16 protein-coding genes and 1 pseudogene are annotated in these 17270 nt (G+C 40.8%); 5 read left to right on the top strand and 12 right to left on the bottom strand.

Going from position 1 to position 17270, the window contains the following annotated elements; genetic code table 11:
- Positions 1 to 257: 257 nt before the first annotated feature.
- The 5 genes from FTT91_RS10775 to FTT91_RS10755 all read right to left on the bottom strand — a co-directional run bounded on the left by FTT91_RS10775 (position 258) and on the right by FTT91_RS10755 (position 5486).
- Positions 258 to 1541 carry a ribonucleotide-diphosphate reductase subunit beta gene (locus FTT91_RS10775; RefSeq protein ID WP_178319240.1) on the bottom strand — a complete coding sequence of 428 codons (1284 nt, stop codon included), beginning with the start codon at positions 1539 to 1541 and terminating at the stop codon, positions 258 to 260.
- Between the two features lie 28 nt (positions 1542 to 1569).
- Positions 1570 to 2049: a hypothetical protein gene (locus FTT91_RS10770; protein ID WP_180169399.1), complete on the bottom strand. Its 480-nt coding sequence runs from the start codon at positions 2047 to 2049 to the stop codon at positions 1570 to 1572.
- Positions 2050 to 2071: 22 nt separating this feature from the next.
- Positions 2072 to 2200 (bottom strand): preprotein translocase subunit YajC, encoded by a 129-nt coding sequence (locus FTT91_RS10765; RefSeq protein ID WP_180169398.1) that lies wholly within the window; start codon positions 2198 to 2200, stop codon positions 2072 to 2074.
- Between the two features lie 32 nt (positions 2201 to 2232).
- Complete coding sequence (locus FTT91_RS10760) at positions 2233 to 2547, bottom strand: hypothetical protein (RefSeq protein WP_180169397.1); 315 nt, start codon at positions 2545 to 2547, stop codon at positions 2233 to 2235.
- 104 nt (positions 2548 to 2651) lie between these two features.
- The gene (locus FTT91_RS10755) at positions 2652 to 5486 is read right to left on the bottom strand and encodes a ribonucleoside-diphosphate reductase subunit alpha (protein ID WP_180169396.1); all 2835 of its coding nucleotides are present in this window, start codon (positions 5484 to 5486) and stop codon (positions 2652 to 2654) included.
- A 589-nt stretch (positions 5487 to 6075) separates the two neighbouring features.
- Here FTT91_RS10755 and bfmR point away from each other — a divergent pair.
- Both bfmR and bfmS read left to right on the top strand, forming a co-directional pair.
- Positions 6076 to 6792 (top strand): response regulator transcription factor BfmR, encoded by a 717-nt coding sequence (gene bfmR / locus FTT91_RS10750; protein ID WP_096902057.1) that lies wholly within the window; start codon positions 6076 to 6078, stop codon positions 6790 to 6792.
- 62 nt (positions 6793 to 6854) lie between these two features.
- Positions 6855 to 8522: a sensor histidine kinase BfmS gene (bfmS, locus tag FTT91_RS10745; protein WP_373686115.1), complete on the top strand. Its 1668-nt coding sequence runs from the start codon at positions 6855 to 6857 to the stop codon at positions 8520 to 8522.
- A gap of 99 nt (positions 8523 to 8621) precedes the next feature.
- On the opposite strand, the gene putP is transcribed toward bfmS, so the two are convergent.
- From putP to FTT91_RS10720, 5 genes are all read right to left on the bottom strand, one after another.
- Positions 8622 to 10112 carry a sodium/proline symporter PutP gene (putP, locus tag FTT91_RS10740; RefSeq protein ID WP_180169395.1) on the bottom strand — a complete coding sequence of 497 codons (1491 nt, stop codon included), beginning with the start codon at positions 10110 to 10112 and terminating at the stop codon, positions 8622 to 8624.
- Positions 10113 to 10333: 221 nt separating this feature from the next.
- Positions 10334 to 11191: an SPFH domain-containing protein gene (locus FTT91_RS10735; RefSeq protein WP_004972306.1), complete on the bottom strand. Its 858-nt coding sequence runs from the start codon at positions 11189 to 11191 to the stop codon at positions 10334 to 10336.
- Between the two features lies 1 nt (position 11192).
- Positions 11193 to 11678, bottom strand: coding sequence for an NfeD family protein (locus tag FTT91_RS10730; RefSeq protein WP_096902094.1), 486 nt, complete (start codon positions 11676 to 11678; stop codon positions 11193 to 11195).
- A gap of 130 nt (positions 11679 to 11808) precedes the next feature.
- Positions 11809 to 12726: a patatin-like phospholipase family protein gene (locus FTT91_RS10725; protein ID WP_180169394.1), complete on the bottom strand. Its 918-nt coding sequence runs from the start codon at positions 12724 to 12726 to the stop codon at positions 11809 to 11811.
- Positions 12727 to 12788: 62 nt separating this feature from the next.
- A complete protein-coding gene (locus tag FTT91_RS10720; RefSeq protein WP_004972299.1) occupies positions 12789 to 13442 on the bottom strand; it encodes a 1-acyl-sn-glycerol-3-phosphate acyltransferase in 654 nt (217 codons plus the stop codon).
- Between the two features lie 227 nt (positions 13443 to 13669).
- Here FTT91_RS10720 and FTT91_RS10715 point away from each other — a divergent pair, with 227 nt between their 5' ends.
- Entirely contained in the window at positions 13670 to 14953 is a 1284-nt protein-coding gene (locus FTT91_RS10715; protein ID WP_180169393.1) for an MFS transporter, read from the top strand.
- A 272-nt stretch (positions 14954 to 15225) separates the two neighbouring features.
- On the opposite strand, the gene FTT91_RS10710 is transcribed toward FTT91_RS10715, so the two are convergent.
- Positions 15226 to 15903 (bottom strand): YetF domain-containing protein, encoded by a 678-nt coding sequence (locus tag FTT91_RS10710; protein ID WP_180169392.1) that lies wholly within the window; start codon positions 15901 to 15903, stop codon positions 15226 to 15228.
- Between the two features lie 151 nt (positions 15904 to 16054).
- Here FTT91_RS10710 and FTT91_RS10705 point away from each other — a divergent pair, with 151 nt between their 5' ends.
- On the top strand, positions 16055 to 16429 hold the full coding sequence (locus tag FTT91_RS10705; RefSeq protein ID WP_180169391.1) for an endonuclease domain-containing protein: 375 nt from the start codon (positions 16055 to 16057) through the stop codon (positions 16427 to 16429).
- A gap of 165 nt (positions 16430 to 16594) precedes the next feature.
- A complete protein-coding gene (locus FTT91_RS10700) occupies positions 16595 to 17170 on the top strand; it encodes an AAA family ATPase (RefSeq protein WP_180169390.1) in 576 nt (191 codons plus the stop codon).
- Here the strand turns inward: FTT91_RS10700 and FTT91_RS10695 are convergent.
- Positions 17160 to 17270: pseudogene (locus tag FTT91_RS10695) on the bottom strand (IS5/IS1182 family transposase); the annotation flags it as partial. The gene FTT91_RS10700 and the pseudogene FTT91_RS10695 overlap by 11 nt on opposite strands.

Raw genomic sequence — 17270 nt, 5'->3', positions numbered from 1 at the left:
TTGGATTATTGTCCTATTCTCATAATGAACAAAAGAAGTAAAAAAACGGCATTGTTGTATAAATATTTTGTAAGATAACGATTTTTAAAGGTTTATGGAAATTTTAAAAATAAATAAATTAAAAAAATCAAATTGTTAGGTATTTGCACAACCTAGCCATTAAATACTCGATCGTATCTTTAAAAAAACCGCCATGAATGGCGGTTTTCTCAATGACAACTCATGTGTCTCACAACGATATTTTATGTGTCGCGATATTACCAGCTCAATGCACCGCCAGTCTGGTAATCGGTCACACGCGTTTCAAAGAAGTTCTTCTCTTTACGCAAGTCCATCATCTCAGACATCCATTGGAACGGATTGTTTACGCCAACAAACTGTTCAGGTAAACCGAGCTGACTTAAACGACGGTTACAGATGAATTTCAAATATTCTTCCATCATACCTGCGTTCATACCCAATACGCCACGTGGCATAGTGTCACGCGCATATTCAATTTCAAGCATCGTGCCTTCAAGAATCATTTGAATCACTTCTTGCTGGAATTCTGCAGTCCACAAGTGCGGGTTCTCAATCTTGATTTGGTTAATCATGTCGATACCAAAGTTCAAGTGCATAGATTCATCACGTAAAATGTATTGGAATTGCTCTGCAACACCGTTCATTTTGTTACGACGACCCATCGACAAGATCTGGCTGAAACCGCAGTAGAAGAAAATACCTTCAAGTACACAATAGAATGCGATCAAGTTGCGTAGCAAAATTTGGTCGTTTTCAGGTGTACCTGTTTTGAAAGTAGGATCACTTAAAGATTGCGTGTACTTCAAGCCCCATGCTGCTTTACGTGCAACCGATGGTACTTCGCGGTACATATTGAAGACTTCACCTTCATCCATACCTAAAGATTCGATGCAGTACTGGTAAGCATGAGTGTGAATCGCTTCTTCAAAGGCTTGACGCAAAATGTACTGGCGGCATTCAGGGTTGGTAATGTGGCGATAAATTGCCAATACCAAGTTGTTTGCAACCAATGAGTCTGCAGTAGAGAAGAAACCAAGTGAACGCATAACAATGGTGCGCTCATCTTCAGTTAAGCCATTTTCAGACTTCCACAACGCGATGTCGTGGTTCATGTTGACTTCTTGCGGCATCCAGTGGTTTGCACAACCATCTAGATATTTTTGCCATGCCCATTCGTATTTGAACGGTACAAGCTGGTTTAAGTCTGCACGACAGTTGATCATGGCTTTATCATCAACCTGTACGCGCGATGCACCCATTTCCAGTTCTTCAAGACCAGGAGCAACGTCCAATTGATCTAGAGCGTTAGATGCTCTTGCCAACGGATCGGTTGAATCTGTTGTTCTACTTCTAGGGGCTGCAGCGGGTTGTGCAGCTGCCACAGTCGTCTGTGGTTGCTCTGCATGAGATACCATCTGCGTATCATGCGCTTTTTGCGGCTCGACGGGCGCAGACTTGTGTTCAGGAGCAGCCGGTTTTTGCGAATCATCTTCGAAATCGTCCCAACTTAGGATAGACATAATTTATCTCACTCTAATCTTAATTTATTTATGTGACAGTTTTAAACACTAAAACATAGATCAGGCACAGCAATACCATCACTCCAACCGTTAATCCCAACATGTTTTTTAAACGTTTAAGATTGACTGGAGAGGGAAGTGAGTTTGGGGTTAATAATTTGCCTGTTTCATCATAAACAGCCACAGCCCTTGCGCCACTCGCTAACCCTAATTCCTGCAATGCCCGTATTTCCACCTGTGTTAAGCCTGCTTCTGTTCGTTCCATAGCCTGAATAAACATAATGGGTGCTGAATCTAAAAAGCTAAATTTGCCTTGTTTTATCAGCTTGGTCAGTGTGTCTTCAGCTATGCTGTAGTTACCCAATAAAGAACGAGGATGTGAAAAGGAAGCGGACTCAGCCATTTGCCCTGTAACAGAGGAAACACCAAGTACCATACGATTTATATAAATCTTGATGAGAACTGCATTTGAGTTAGCATATTTTTCTAAATCAAGTTGAAGTGTCATCTTATCTTCCTAAGCAATCACTTTATTGATCTTGCTTACGCTGCTGTTTCCGAATGGCTAAAAATGCATAAACCATCGGTACATAAAAGAAAATAAAGGAAAAAACTAGAACCGCTAGTCCTAACTGATAGTTATGAGTCATTTGGAACATAGCTTTTCCTTTATTTAGCTAAATAGTATTTATCAAAACATAAAACTATTTGAGTAAGCTGATACCAATATATTGCTAATGATCTGATAAATGCTTGGCAAGACAATGAACCAAACAAACTGTTTAGCAAACCATAAAGCAGTTTTATAAAGTTTTTGCTTAGTTTTTTCATCTGGAAAAACTGATTTTCCAATATGAATTAAATATTTATACAGCATTTCTAAGAGTCTTTGAATTTGAATCACAGACAAAGAAAGTGTTTCAAATTTTTCCATGCGACTTTTATGTTTTGCTTTTTCCTTTTTGGTAAGCTTAAGCTCTTTACCAAAGATATCTTTCTTCTTCATAAATCCTCAATATAGAAAACTTATGCTACATGTAGCCCATGCTCTGAAGACTCATCAGTAGGCTACAGAGGTAGCCTTTTTCCGATGTCGATACCTTTAGTTAATTACTGACACGCCTCACAATCAGGGTTGTCAATACTGCATGCTTGTGGCACTGGCGCTGCATTCGCAAAGCCATCTTCCTCTGCAGGAACTTCTGGTTTTGCTTCAGGTGCTGCAACCGCGGCTACAGGCGCTGCCGTAACTGTTGCAGGTTTCACTGCGTTCAATGCACCTGTGTTAATGGTCGATTTCTCTGCAGAAGTCGCACCTAATGCACGTAGGTAATAGGTGGTTTTCAGACCACGTAACCATGCCATCTTGTAAGTCAGGTCAAGTTTCTTACCGTTTGCACCTGCAATATACAAGTTCAACGATTGCGCCTGATCAATCCATTTTTGACGACGTGATGCTGCATCTACAATCCAACGTGGTTCAACTTCAAACGCAGTCGCAAAAATTGCTTTAAGTTCTTCAGGAATACGTGAAATTTTTTGTACTGAACCTTCAAAGTGTTTCAGGTCGTTAACCATCACAGAATCCCACAAATCACGCGCTTTCAATGCACGAACAAGATAAGGGTTGATTACCGTAAATTCACCAGACAAGTTCGATTTCACATATAAGTTCTGGAATGTCGGCTCAATAGACTGAGAAACACCACAAATATTTGAAATAGTTGCTGTTGGTGCAATTGCCATCACGTTTGAGTTACGCATACCATCTTTTTGAACTTTGGCACGTAGGCTGTCCCAATCTAAACGCTGTGTACGGTCAACTTCAAACATACGCTCAGGACGTGATTTCGCTACGATGTCTAAAGAGTCGATTGGCAGGATGCCTTGATCCCACAATGAACCTTTAAATGTTTCGTAAGTACCACGCTCAACCGCCAAGTCACTTGACGTTTGAATTGCGTAGTAGCTAATTACTTCCATAGACTCATCGGCAAAATCAACCGCAGCATCTGAACCATAAGCCAAGTTCATTTCATATAGCGCATCTTGGAAGCCCATGATGCCCATACCCACAGGGCGATGCTTCAAGTTTGAATTTTTCGCTTGTGGCACTGCGTAGTAGTTGATGTCGATGACGTTGTCGAGCATACGTACTGCAGTTTTAATAGTACGTGCTAATTTTTCACGGTCTAACACACCACCTTGAACGTGTTGCACAAGGTTGATTGAACCCAAGTTACATACCGCAATTTCATCTTGGTTAGTATTGAGGGTAATTTCAGTACATAAGTTAGATGAGTGCACTACGCCAACGTGTTGTTGCGGTGAACGTAAGTTACATACGTCTTTGAATGTGATCCACGGGTGACCTGTTTCAAACAGCATTGACAACATTTTGCGCCATAAGTCCTTCGCACGAAGTTTCTTATGCAGCATGTTGGTTTCTTTGGCAATGCTTTCGTAGTACGCATAACGCTCGGCAAAAGCTTCGCCCGTCAAGTCGTGCAAGTCTGGTGTTTCAGATGGCGTAAACAATGTCCATTCTGCATCTTCAAAGACACGTTGCATGAACAAGTCAGGTACCCAGTTGGCTGTGTTCATATCATGGGTACGACGACGGTCATCCCCTGTGTTTTTACGCAGCTCTAGGAATTCTTCGATGTCTAAGTGCCAAGTTTCTAAGTACGCACATACCGCACCTTTACGCTTACCACCTTGGTTGACCGCAACAGCTGTATCGTTAGCAACTTTAAGGAACGGAACAACACCTTGAGATTTACCGTTTGTTCCTTTGATGTATGAGTTCAAGGCACGTACTGGCGTCCAGTCATTGCCTAAACCACCTGCCCATTTAGACAGCATTGCGTTGTCACGCATTGCACCATAAATGTTGTAAAGGTCATCAGAAATTGTAGTTAAGTAACAGCTTGATAACTGTGGACGTAGCGTACCTGAGTTAAACAGGGTAGGCGTAGAAGCCATGTAGTCGAAGCTAGACAATAAGTTATAGAACTCGATTGCACGTGCTTCACGGTCATCTTCATTAAGCGCCAGACCCATCGACACACGCATAAAGAACAATTGTGGAAGTTCAAAACGTACGCCATCTGAGTGAATGAAATAACGGTCAAATAAAGTTTGCAGACCTAAATAGGTAAACTGGTTTGAGCGTTCAGGCTGAATCGCTGCAGCAAGTTTGGCAAGGTCAAACTCAAGTAAGTCTGCAGAAAGCAAATCAAGTTCTACACCTTTTTTCAGGAAAGTTTCTAATGCTTCGCCTTCAGGTGTATCTGTTGCTAAACCTAAAAATTCTAAGCCTGTTGCGACCAAGTCATTACGCAATAAACGCGCAGTCACATAGGTATAGTTCGGCTCTTGCTCAATACGGGTACGAGTCGCCATCATCATGGTGGTTGAGATGTCAGACTCTTTTACACCGTTGTAGAGGTTTTTCACGGTTTCATCAATGATGGCATCTACATCAATGCCTTCTAAACCTTCTGCCGCTTTATTCACGGTTGCTTTTAACGCACCTAAATCTAGTGGTTTAAGCTGACCGTTTGCATCAGTGACTTGTAAAGTTGGGTGATGGTTTTCACCTGCTTGCTTACGTGCTTCTGAGCGTTGTTCACGGTAGATGACATAAGCACGAGCAACTTTTTGCTCGCCTGTACGCATGAGCGCAAGTTCAACTTGGTCTTGAATTTCTTCAATGTGAATGGTTCCGCCAGACGGTAAACGGCGGTTGAATGTGTTCAACACCATTTCAGTCAGTTGTTCGATCCGATCATGAATGCGGCTTGAATCGGCGCTTTGTTGACCTTCTACAGCCAAAAACGCTTTGCCAATTGCAACTGCAATTTTTTCAGCATCAAAAGCGGCAACATCACCAGTGCGTTTAATCACTTGTAATTGACCAGGGGTTGAGGTGATTACGCTCATGTCAGCATAGCTCCATTGTCATCTATTGTTATGTTTATGGACCATTAAACTGGGCAAAATTTAGGCCGCAGTGATTGAGGGATAAACACAAGACTTAGTGGTTTAAAATTGAATTGAACACAAGATACGGGAAAATTGAGGGTAGATCAATATTGACTTTTTCTTTTAAATTTTGACTGATTTGGAATTAAGATTGTTCTCAAAAATACCGTTTTTTGTCCTTTGGGCTATAAGCCTTATCGGGCAAGGGCATAGCATAGCAAAGCTCGGAAAAACTGCTTATAGATAACCTTGTGGATAACTTGAAAAGTTAGGAGATAATTTTTCCAAAGGCGGCAAAGGCTTGATCTAGTGCAAAAAATACCCATTTTGTAACTTTATATTTCTTAAATATGTTTAAAAATCACCAAAACTAGAAAAGTGCTATAAATTCAATGCTTAATAAAAATATAACAAAATAATACGCAGATGTATCAGTTTGGTGAACAGTATCTTGTTTACAATGTAAACGTGTGTATATTGCAAATTATATCAAGACCTATCTCTCAGATTTTAAAAGGATAGGTCGAATCCAATAAAGGGACAGGTTATGAGTCAAGAAGAAAAGTTACCAAAAATTTTAATTGTTGAAGATGATGAACGCCTTGCACGACTTACGCAGGAATACTTAATTCGCAATGGTTTGGAAGTTGGGGTAGAACCAGATGGCAACCGTGCGATTCGCCGTATTATTGCCGAGCAACCTGATCTTGTGGTGCTCGATGTGATGTTACCAGGTGCCGATGGTTTAACCATTTGTCGTGAAGTTCGTCCACATTATCATCAACCAATTTTAATGCTGACTGCGCGTACTGAAGATATGGATCAGGTGCTAGGTCTGGAAATGGGTGCAGATGACTATGTTGCAAAACCTGTGCAGCCGCGTGTGTTGTTGGCGCGTATTCGTGCTTTATTGCGCCGTACCGACAAAGTGACTGAAGATGAAGTGGCACAGCGCATTGAATTTGATGATTTAGTGATTGATAACGGTGGTCGTTCTGTAACTTTAAATGGTGAATTGGTTGATTTCACCAGCGCAGAATATGACTTGTTATGGTTATTGGCTTCAAATGCAGGGCGTATTTTATCTCGTGAAGATATTTTTGAGCGTCTGCGTGGTATTGAATATGATGGTCAAGACCGTTCAATTGACGTGCGTATTTCACGTATTCGTCCAAAAATTGGCGATGATCCTGAAAATCCAAAACGTATTAAAACTGTGCGCAGTAAAGGTTATTTGTTCGTTAAAGAAACCAACGGCATGTAATACGCTTTTTTCTGAGTCAAATAATGACTCAAATATAAAATAAGTCACATAGGACGGGTTTTGTGCTTAAACACAGTATATTCTTGCGCATATATGCAGGATTGGTGATCTTAGTTGCAGTAGTTGCCATTTTGGCGTACTTATTGGTGCAAATCATCAACTATCAGCGTGCGCAAGAATATCGTGAGTCTTTAACTGATGGTATGGCTTATATTATTAGTGAAGGGATTGCACGACAGCAAAACGAACAGCAAAAGAAAGACTGGATTTCTGATGCATCCGATTTGCTGGAATTGCCCATCTACTATGTGCAGGCAGACAAAGTAGATTTGTCGCGCGCAGAGCTTAGACGGATTAAAGAACGTAAAGCGGCTGTGCGCTATAATGCCGAAAAAATGATTGCCTATATTATTTTGGGTATGAAAGATGATCCAAATCATTATTTATATATCAAGGCAGATAAAATTACAGAACGGCAAATGAAAGCTTTGCCGATTTTTGTTTTAGATTATTTGGTGTATTACCCGGGTCAGGAAAAAGAATATCTAGCCAAAATTCAGCAGCACTTTTCTTATCCAGTCAATATTAAAAATATTCAGGAACTGCCACTCGATTCTGAACAGATTGGGCGTTTAAGACTCGATCACAGCATTATTTTATATCGTGACAATGCCACCGTGCGTGGTACAACCATCTCGATTGTGTCACCGATGCCAAATTCACCCTCAGAAGTCTTGGTTTTAGGGCCTGTGCCGTTATTTAACTGGATGCCATTCCAGTTGGCAGCAGGCATTACCTTGCTCAGTATGTTTATGTTGAGTTTGGGGGTTTATGGTCTGATCTTGCCTATGCAGCGTAAGATTCGCCAAGTGAACTATGCCTTAAACCGTACTAAATCGGGCGATTTAAACATGCGTTTGCCTGTAGATGGCACAGATGAAATGGCAAGTTTGGCATCTAGCTATAACAGCATGTCTGACCATATTCAGCGTTTGATTGAAGCGCAGCGTGAACTGATGCGCGCTGTATCGCATGAGCTGCGCACGCCTGTGGCACGTATTCGTTTTGGTATGGAAATGCTGGCAGAAGAAGATGATTACGAATATCGCTTACAGCAAGTCGAAATGATTGATAAAGATATTGAGGCTTTAAACACCTTGATTGATGAGATCATGACCTATGCCAAACTTGAACAGGGCATGCCATCTTTAGAAATTGAAAAGATCGTTTTGGTTGAAGTGCTAGAGCAGGTGGCTACGGAAACAGAAGCATTGAAAACCCAAAAAGATATTCAATTGCTTGCCCCACCTGTGACTTTGGAAGTGGAAGCTGAACGCCGTTACTTGCACCGTGTGGTACAGAACTTGGTGGGCAATGCAGTCCGTTACTGTGACCATAAAGTCTTGATCAGTGGCGGTATTAACGAACAAGGCATGGCCTATGTTTGTGTGGAAGATGATGGGCCGGGGATTCCCGAACAAGACCGAGAACGTGTATTTGAAGCCTTTGCTCGTTTAGATGACAGCCGCACCCGTGCTTCAGGTGGTTATGGTTTAGGTTTGTCTATTGTAAGCCGCATTGCTTATTGGTTTGGTGGCAAAATTGAAGTCGATCAGAGTCCGAACTTGGGTGGTGCACGTTTTATGATGGTTTGGCCTGCCAAACGGTTTAGTAAGGCAAGAAAAAAAGCCGCAGCAGAGAAAGAGAAAACTACAGATTCATTGACTTGATTTGAGTGTACTAAAACTTTTCTCAGACATAAAAACCAGTGCAGTTCAAGGCACTGGTTTTTTATCGCTTTTTTATCTCTATGCAGATCAATCTATAACTTAGTGCGATTCTTTATATAGCTGATCGGCCTGTTCAAAACGGTCTGTCACTTCATGACTTGGCGCTTTGCCCAATAAACTCACTACGACAATCGCAATCCAAGAACACACAAAGCCTGGAATAATTTCATAAATACCTGTATCTGCCCAAAGGTTTTTCCAGAGAATAACCATAAGTGCGCCGACAACCATCCCCGCCAATGCACCGTTTAAAGTCATGCGTTTCCAGAATAAAGACAGAATAATCAGTGGGCCAAATGCTGCACCGAAGCCTGCCCAAGCATAAGAAACCAATCCCAAAACTTTGGATTCAGGATTACCCGCCATCCAAATAGCAAGCAGCGCAATCATGAGTACCATGCCGCGTCCGACCCACACCAATTCATTTTGTGAGGCATTTTTACGCAGGAACGATTTGTAAAAATCTTCGGTTAAAGTACTTGAACAGACCAAAAGTTGACAGCTTAGGGTACTCATCACAGCAGCTAAAATTGCAGCCAGTACCACACCTGCCACCCACGGATTAAACAGGATTTTGGTCAGTTCCATAAATACTGTTTCAGGGTTGGCATTGACCACACCTGCCAGTTCAGGATGTTGCTGGAAGTAGGCGATACCAAAAAAGCCCGCAGCCACCGCACCGCCTAAACATAGTGTCATCCATGTCATGCCAATACGACGTGCATTCGGAATAGACTTGACTGAATCAACTGCCATAAAACGCACTAAAATATGTGGCTGTCCAAAATAGCCTAAGCCCCATGCCATGAGGGAAATGATCGCGACCCAGCTTAAATCTCCGACTAAATTCAGCGCCTGCGGACGAGCCGCTTCTAAAGCAAGTGTGACTTGGCTTAGGTCAGAAAAGCTGAGTAGGGTAATGATAGGGGTCAGCAAGAGCGCAAAAATCATCAAGCCAGCCTGAATGGTGTCCGTCCAGCTGACTGCCAAGAAACCACCAATAAACACATAGCTGATGGTGGCAATAGCACTAATCCACAATGCAGTGCTATAAGGCAGATCAAACATACTTTCAAATAAACGCGCACCTGCAACCATGCCCGAAGCACAATAAATCGCAAAGAAAATTAGAATTACGCAGGCAGATACAATCCTTAAAATTTTTCTTTGATCATTAAAACGGTTAGAAAAATAATCAGGCAAAGTCAGTGCATTGTGCTGTACTTCGGTGTGTACTCGTAAACGACCTGCCACCAAAAGCCAGTTTAGCCATGCGCCAATAATCAGACCAACGGCAATCCACATTTCAGACAAACCTGAAAGATAAATGGCACCGGGTAAGCCCATCAGCAACCAGCCACTCATATCGGATGCGCCTGCAGAAAGTGCAGTGACAAAACTGCCAAGACGACGACCACCTAAAATGTAGTCCGAGAAATTTCGAGTCGCGCGATAAGCCAATAAACCAATGACAATCATGGCGACAATATAAAACAGGAAAGTAATAATGGTGGGGTTGAGTGCGCTCATACAGTATCCATTTGGGTTTTGGACAGTCGACTAAAATACAGACCGCTGCTAGATGTGAGTCACTCAATTTGGTGAGTGCAGAGATCTCATCTGCGGTGCTGATTTCATCAAGAAACGCGAAATTTAACCATACATTAAAAAATATTTCAGATTTTTTTCTGAATGGGCATAAAATAGGCAGCTTGAAAGCTGCCTATCATCTTGATGTTTATCTGATTTGCTTATGGATTATTGCGACCCATAACACCACGAATGGTATTCAGGACATCTGCAGGTAAGACCACAGTTTTGGCATTGTTGGATTTCGCCATATCTTGCATGGCTTTTACATATTGCTCACCCAATAAGTACGCCACAGGAATTTCTTTATCACCTACCGCAGAGCTGACCATTTCAATGGCACGTTGAGAAGATTCTGCCAATACAACTTGCGCTTCTGCATCACGACGTGAAGCTTCCAAACGACCATCGGCTTCTAAAATAGCCGCTTGTTTTTCACCATCGGCTTTGGTTACGGTAGCACGACGCTGACGTTCTGCTGCAGCTTGTTCTTCCATAGCTGCCTGCATGGTATGCGATGGTTTAATATCCTGAATTTCTACAGTTTTAAGGGTAATTCCCCAGTCTGAAATATCATCAGAAATGGCTGCTTTGAGTTTGGCTTTGATGTGATCGCGCGAAGACAAGGCATCATCCAAATCCATTTCACCCACAATAGAACGCAATGAGGTTTGAACAAGGTTTTGAATCGCCCAAGTATAGTTTTCAATGCCATACACTGCTTTTTCAGGAGTCGTGAGATTAATGTACGCTACCGCATTCATGAGCAGAACTGCGTTGTCACGGGTAATGACTTCCTGAGATGGAATATCTAATACAATATCTTTGGTGGTGACTTTATAGGCCACTTCATCGACATAAGGAATGACGAAGTTAAGTCCCGGTGCAAGTGTGGTGTGGTATTTACCCAGACGTTGCACAATCCACTTATAACCTTGCGGAACAATTCGCACGCCTTTAAAAATGGTAATTCCAACAAAGGCTAAAATCGCTAAAACAATAATAGATCCACCAGACATTTTAATTTCTCACTTTTTCGTTGTCATGTGCGCTGTGATGCGGCTGCACCACCAAATCATTACCCAAAATATCAATCACGCGAATACGATCTCCCACTTGCACAGGGCTTGTGGTGCGGCAGTTCCATTCGTCTGAACCAAGTACGGGCATCGGGAAACGGACTTTAATTTGATCATGTTCCAAGTTGGTTTGAATAACCATGCCAATTTGTCCAATAGTGGCTTCGCGTGACAAGCCTGCTTTGGTTTTATCGGTAGATAAGGGTTTGATAAATTTAAACCACGCCAAGGTACACAGTACCGACAAGATAATCCACATCACCAATTGGGTAGTGGTACCCATCATGGGGAACATCCAGTATAAAATACCGACCATGACTGCCCCAATGCCAAACCATAAAGCGGCAAACGCAGGCAAGACCAGTTCTGAAAGCATTAACAGAACGCCTAGTACAAACCAGTGCCAAGGTTCAAGAACGAATTCCATACATCTACTCGCGTATTTTTTACGATTGGTTAATTCTAATTGCTTAGAGAAACGCATCGACTTAAAAAGATGCGCTCTCATCACTTTAACAGATCAATAAGTTTATGAATATTAAAAAAATCACTGAATCTTAAAATTTCGGACGCGGTGCAGGTTTCAGCGCGGCAGGTGATTTTTTAAAGTGAGTGATGGCTTGCTGAATTGCTTTGACCTGTAATTGTGCAGCTTTTTCACCTTCTAAAATTGTTTGGTTACTGGCTTTTAAATCCAGTGTGCCAATATGTCCAACTTTTGGTTGAATCACGATATTGGCCTGCGCCAATTCCTGATTGATACTTTGCTGCCCCATAATATTTAAAGTTTGATCGAGTAAGCCCCACATATTTACAGGTTGATTACCTGTTGGACGTGCTGAAATATCAACAGCAATCACCAAGTCTGCCCCCATGGCTTTGGCGGTTTCTACAGGAATCGGGCTGACCAGACCGCCATCGACATATTGTGTTCCACCAATGGTGGCTGGTACAAAGACATTCGGAATACTGCAAGATGCACGAACGGCTTGACCTGCATTGCCTTTAATAAAGTCGGCTTTGCGGCCATTATCTAAACGTGTGGCAACGGCTGCAAAACGAATTGGAAACTTTTCAATCGGTTTGTTGGCCACGTGTTGATTGACATAATCTTGCAGTTTTTGTCCTGCAACAAAACCTTGACGGCTTAATGTTAAATCACGAATGTCAGATTCTTTAAACGTCAGGGCAATGTGCTGAAGCTGATAAGGACTTTTACCACTGGCATATAAACTGCCGACAAAGCTGCCTGCACTGGTGCCTGTGACAATTTTTGGTTTAATCCCGTGAGACTCTAAAACTTTAATGACGCCAATATGTGCAAAACCTTTAGCACCACCGCCACCCAGCGCCAGTGCAATTACAGGTTCACGTGCTTGGATAGGTGTGGTGCTTGGCGGTGTTTTTGTTGTTTTGTCGCAGCCAGCCAAAGTTAGAGCTAGTACGCCCACTAAAGAATAACGAATCAGTTGCATATCAAATCTAAATTTAGATCAAAGAATATTGCGCCCATCTGAACAAAAAATAGAAACTTTGACTAGCCCTTTTTCAAAAGCTTTTGTAACGGTTTTGCCAACCAATGTGGATTTTTAGCCGAAAACTTGCCGTGATATTGCGTATAAATTGCATCTAAATCTTGAGCATAATCGCCCGTAGGATGAAACACGCCCAAAATATGAATGGTTTTGTGTGCATAATCAAAAGAGAACATCACAATTGGGATATTGGCGCCGTAGGCAATATGGTAAAAGCCACTGCGGATATTTTCGGCTTGTTTACGTGTGCCTTCGGGCGCCATACCAATCCAGATTTTTTCTTTTTTTCGTACAATCTCAATAATATCTTGGGTATGTCCTTGAGGAGAATGGCGCACCACAGGAATTACCCCAATCCAGTTTAAAAGTGGCTTGAGTGGGGTTTCAAATAAAGTGTGCTTACCAAAAATAGTAATTTGAATACCTAAACCGAGTAGGGCGGTAAAACCATGCCACGCATCAATATTTGACGTATGCGGTGAGATAATAGCAACTGCTTTGGGCAAGTTGGGAAATTCGCCCACCATTTGCCAGCCTTGCGCCAAAAAAATATTTTTAAATAAAGCACGACTGCTGGCTGTTCCACGTTGTGGAACTTGGTCGGGTAACTGTGGAAATTGCCGTGCACTGCGTGCAAAAGGATTGGTGATTTTCATGAATGCGATGTCATCCTGACGTGCGTGATTAACAACAATAAATACCCAATATCATGACGCATGAATCTAAATCTATTCAAGATATTAGACTTTCGCTTTGTCTGATTCATTGGCAAAATAGTCGAAATCTGAATGTGAAAGTGATGAAAAATAACAATCCATTATTCAAAATTTTAGTGTAGTACTGCGTTTTTTTGATCTTTTGCCCATATCTAAATTGAGATGCTATGCCCAATTTGCGCCAAACTTATTTGTTGTTATTTTCTCTGTATTGGGCGCAGGGCTTGCCTGTTGGTTTTATGACCCATGCCTTGCCTGTGATTTTACGTGCGCAAGGTGTGTCTTTGGCACATATTGGCGGTTTCGGTTTGTTAATGCTGCCATGGTCAATCAAAGTGTTTTGGGCACCTTTGGTGGATCGCTTTGGACATTCATATTTTGGGCATTATCGTAGCTGGATTTTGCCGTGCCAGTGGCTGAGTGTTTTGGTGCTGATTGGGCTGTCCTTTTTACCGATTGAGTCCTTAAATCATCCTATATATTTGTGGGTGTTTTTTGTGGCTTTGCTCGGTATGAACTTGGTCGGTGCAACCCAAGATATTGCCACCGATGGTTTGGCGGTCAATATTTTACAAGCCAAACAGCAACATTGGGGTAATACCTTTCAGGTGGTTGGTTCACGACTGGGCTTTATTGTGGGTGGTGGTGCAATTCTGTGGGCATTGGATTGGCTAGATTGGCAAAAAACTTTCTTAATTTTAGCGGGATTGGTGTTTTTAAATACCTTGCCAATTTTAATGTTTAAAGAGCCACAACATGCTGCTAAACAAGTGCTTGTTCAAGCTCAAAGTAAAATGTCATTTCACGCACGTCTTGCTGCGATTCGTGAATATCTGCGCTATTTTGTGGAAACGCCTGTACTGTACGCATGGCTATGGGTGTTACTCAGCTTTAAAATTGCCGATGGTTTGGCTGGCCCTTTATTAAAACCTTTAATGGTAGATTTAGGCTTAAGCTTTTCTCAAATTGGCATTTATGTGACCATGTTGGGAGCAATCGCCGCTTTGTTGGGTGCAGGCATCGCAGGGTTGATGCTGAAATGGTGGTCTAGAGCGCATGCCCTCATCATTTTTTCTGTGCTTAAAATTTTGAGTTTAGTGGCCTATGCTTATTTGGCTGAATTGTATGAACAGCAAGTTGATGTTGCACACTGGCTGATTTATAGCATTAATGCTGCAGAAGATTTGTGCTCTGCCATGTTACTTGTGGTGATGCTGACCTTGATTATGCAGTACAGCCGTAAACAATACGCAGGGACCGACTTTACATTTCAGGTTGCGATTATGGCGACTGTGAGCGGGGTACTCTATACCCTGAGTGGAATGTTGGGCGATGCTTTAGGCTATGCGAATTACTTGCTGTTGATTTGTGTTGTTGCGATTTTATGCCTTGTCACGATCTGGAAATGGGCAAAGCTTGCGAAAAGCGCTCACTCATCCACGCTCGAATAAGAAGATAGATCATCAAGACAGAATGACAGGCTTAAACCACTTTAAAAAATTCATTGAGTGGAAAAAATAAAAGCGACCTTTAAAGAGTCGCTGGAGTATAAAAGGTATCCACATTGAAGCAGATACCGATCTCGTTTTTGTGATTTTCAAAAATTATTATTTGCGCTTTCAGTGCTTCACTTCGGCAGCGCAGGTAGTATAACTTTTAATTATGACAATCCTGCGACAACTTAAGTCGCATAGAAATATGTTGCAGGTAAAATCAGCATATTCTAGCTGCGGTATGGAGTATTGATTGCCTGTGTCCATTGTTGGTGATTACAACGCGGACAGATTTCATTGGCGTGTTCAAGTAAACGGACATGCCCGCAATACATGCAGGCATAATAAGTGTGTGGTGCTATGCGGTACACGGGTTGGCAAGCTTTAGGAAATAAGGGTAAACCATAGCGTGTGGCATCACCATGAAAAAATAACATGCTGAATTTGCCATCAGTTTCTAGTAAACCGACACGTACTTGTCCCAAATGCTCCACACCTTGTTGGCGCATTTCGGCAAAGAATTCATCATGCGACATTTTGCCGTATTTAATTTTTTCTAAGACCAGTTCGCCATTTTCTACAATATACAGCGATTTACCTTCAATCAAATCTTCAAAGGGTTGGTATTTCATCATGAGCCATGTGGTCAGGCGATACATTCCAATCACTACTGTCATCACCACCAAGGCGTGTACCAAAGGTAAATCTTCCGTGAACATGGGATCGCCCGCAATAGAACCGAGCGATAAAATAATGGCCAATTCAAAAATAGAAAGCTGGCGTACTCCGCGTTTCCCTGTAAGGCGCAAAAATATAATAATCATGCTAAACATGAGTGCAGCACGAATCATTAATTCGGCAACAAATGCCCATGTAGTATCGTGAATAAAGATGGTAAACCAATCCATAGATTGTCTATTTTGTTATTTTGATGCTTGATACTATGCTTAAATTGAGTGGGTAAAATAGTGGTTTTGAGTAAATAACTGCAATTACTTGAGTGGTTTAGGAAAACAAAAAAACTGTTATATTGTCTAAAAACTATAAATACAAAAAATAATGAATCAAAAGATGAATTCACAACTATTACAATTTGCCAAATCTATGCGTCATGTTGCTACGGATGCTGAAAATTTGCTGTGGCAAATACTCCGTGCCAAGCGTTTTATGAATCTGAAATTTCGTCGTCAGCATGTAATTCAACCTTATATTGTGGATTTTTACTGCCATGAAATTGGTTTAGTGATTGAGTTGGATGGTGGTCAGCATGGAATGGATGATGCCATTGAATATGATACTGAACGGACAAAGTTTTTAGAGGCTTTGGGTTTCGTTGTTGTGCGATATTGGAATCATGATGTGTTGGGACGGATGGAGATGATTTTGGAACACTTATGGCAAGTATGTTGTAAATTGAAAAATACCTTTCCCTGAGTTGTACTAGGCTTTTTTTAAAGAAATGTTTTAACATTTGCTAAAAAATTACATATTAATTTCATTAAATAAAATGAATGCTTTAGTAGAAAAAAAATTATAAATCAAATAGTATTCGCTTAGGTTTATGAAATAAATTACTTTTTAGAGTTAGAGATAAGGTGTATGAAGCTAGAAAAATTCATAATAACTAAGTTAAACGGTTATCAAAATGTTGAAATACATATTGAAAACAATAAGAAGATATTAGTTGCAGAAAATGGTTCAGGGAAAACCACAATTTTAAATATATTATTTTGTTGTCTTACTAACAATACATCTAAATTAAAAGGTTTTATTTTTGAAAAAGCTGAATTAATATTTTCTAATGGGAAAGTGATAAAATTTTATAAAGATGATTTAGAACAAAAATATAATGAAAATTTTGATGATATTTGGGATAATTATTCTAGGTTAAAGCCAAGTGATTATTTTTTGATTAATGAAAAATTGAATAGTTTTTTTGAATTTGTAAATTTTATATTAGAATATTCTGGATATATAGATGTTGAAAAATTTATTGGTTTTTATGTACATACAATTTTTGATGTTAAATCAGATTATGCTAAAAAAAGATTTATACAAAACTATATAATTAAAAACTTAAACTTCGATGCTGCACGTATGCTTATTGATATTGATAAGCTAATTTTAAGTAAACCAGATTTATATAAAAGACCTCTTGCAAAAATCATTTTTTAATCAATTCCATGTTGTAAATTGCAGCAATCAAATTAAGGCGTAAACCCATGCGTTTACGCCGATTGCGATAACGTTCAGCAAGAATTCTAAAGGTCTTTAA

The organism is Acinetobacter sp. YH12021 (genome assembly GCF_013420145.1).
GTDB lineage: Bacteria > Pseudomonadota > Gammaproteobacteria > Pseudomonadales > Moraxellaceae > Acinetobacter > Acinetobacter towneri.
This window is presented reverse-complemented; position numbering and strand designations above follow the sequence as displayed.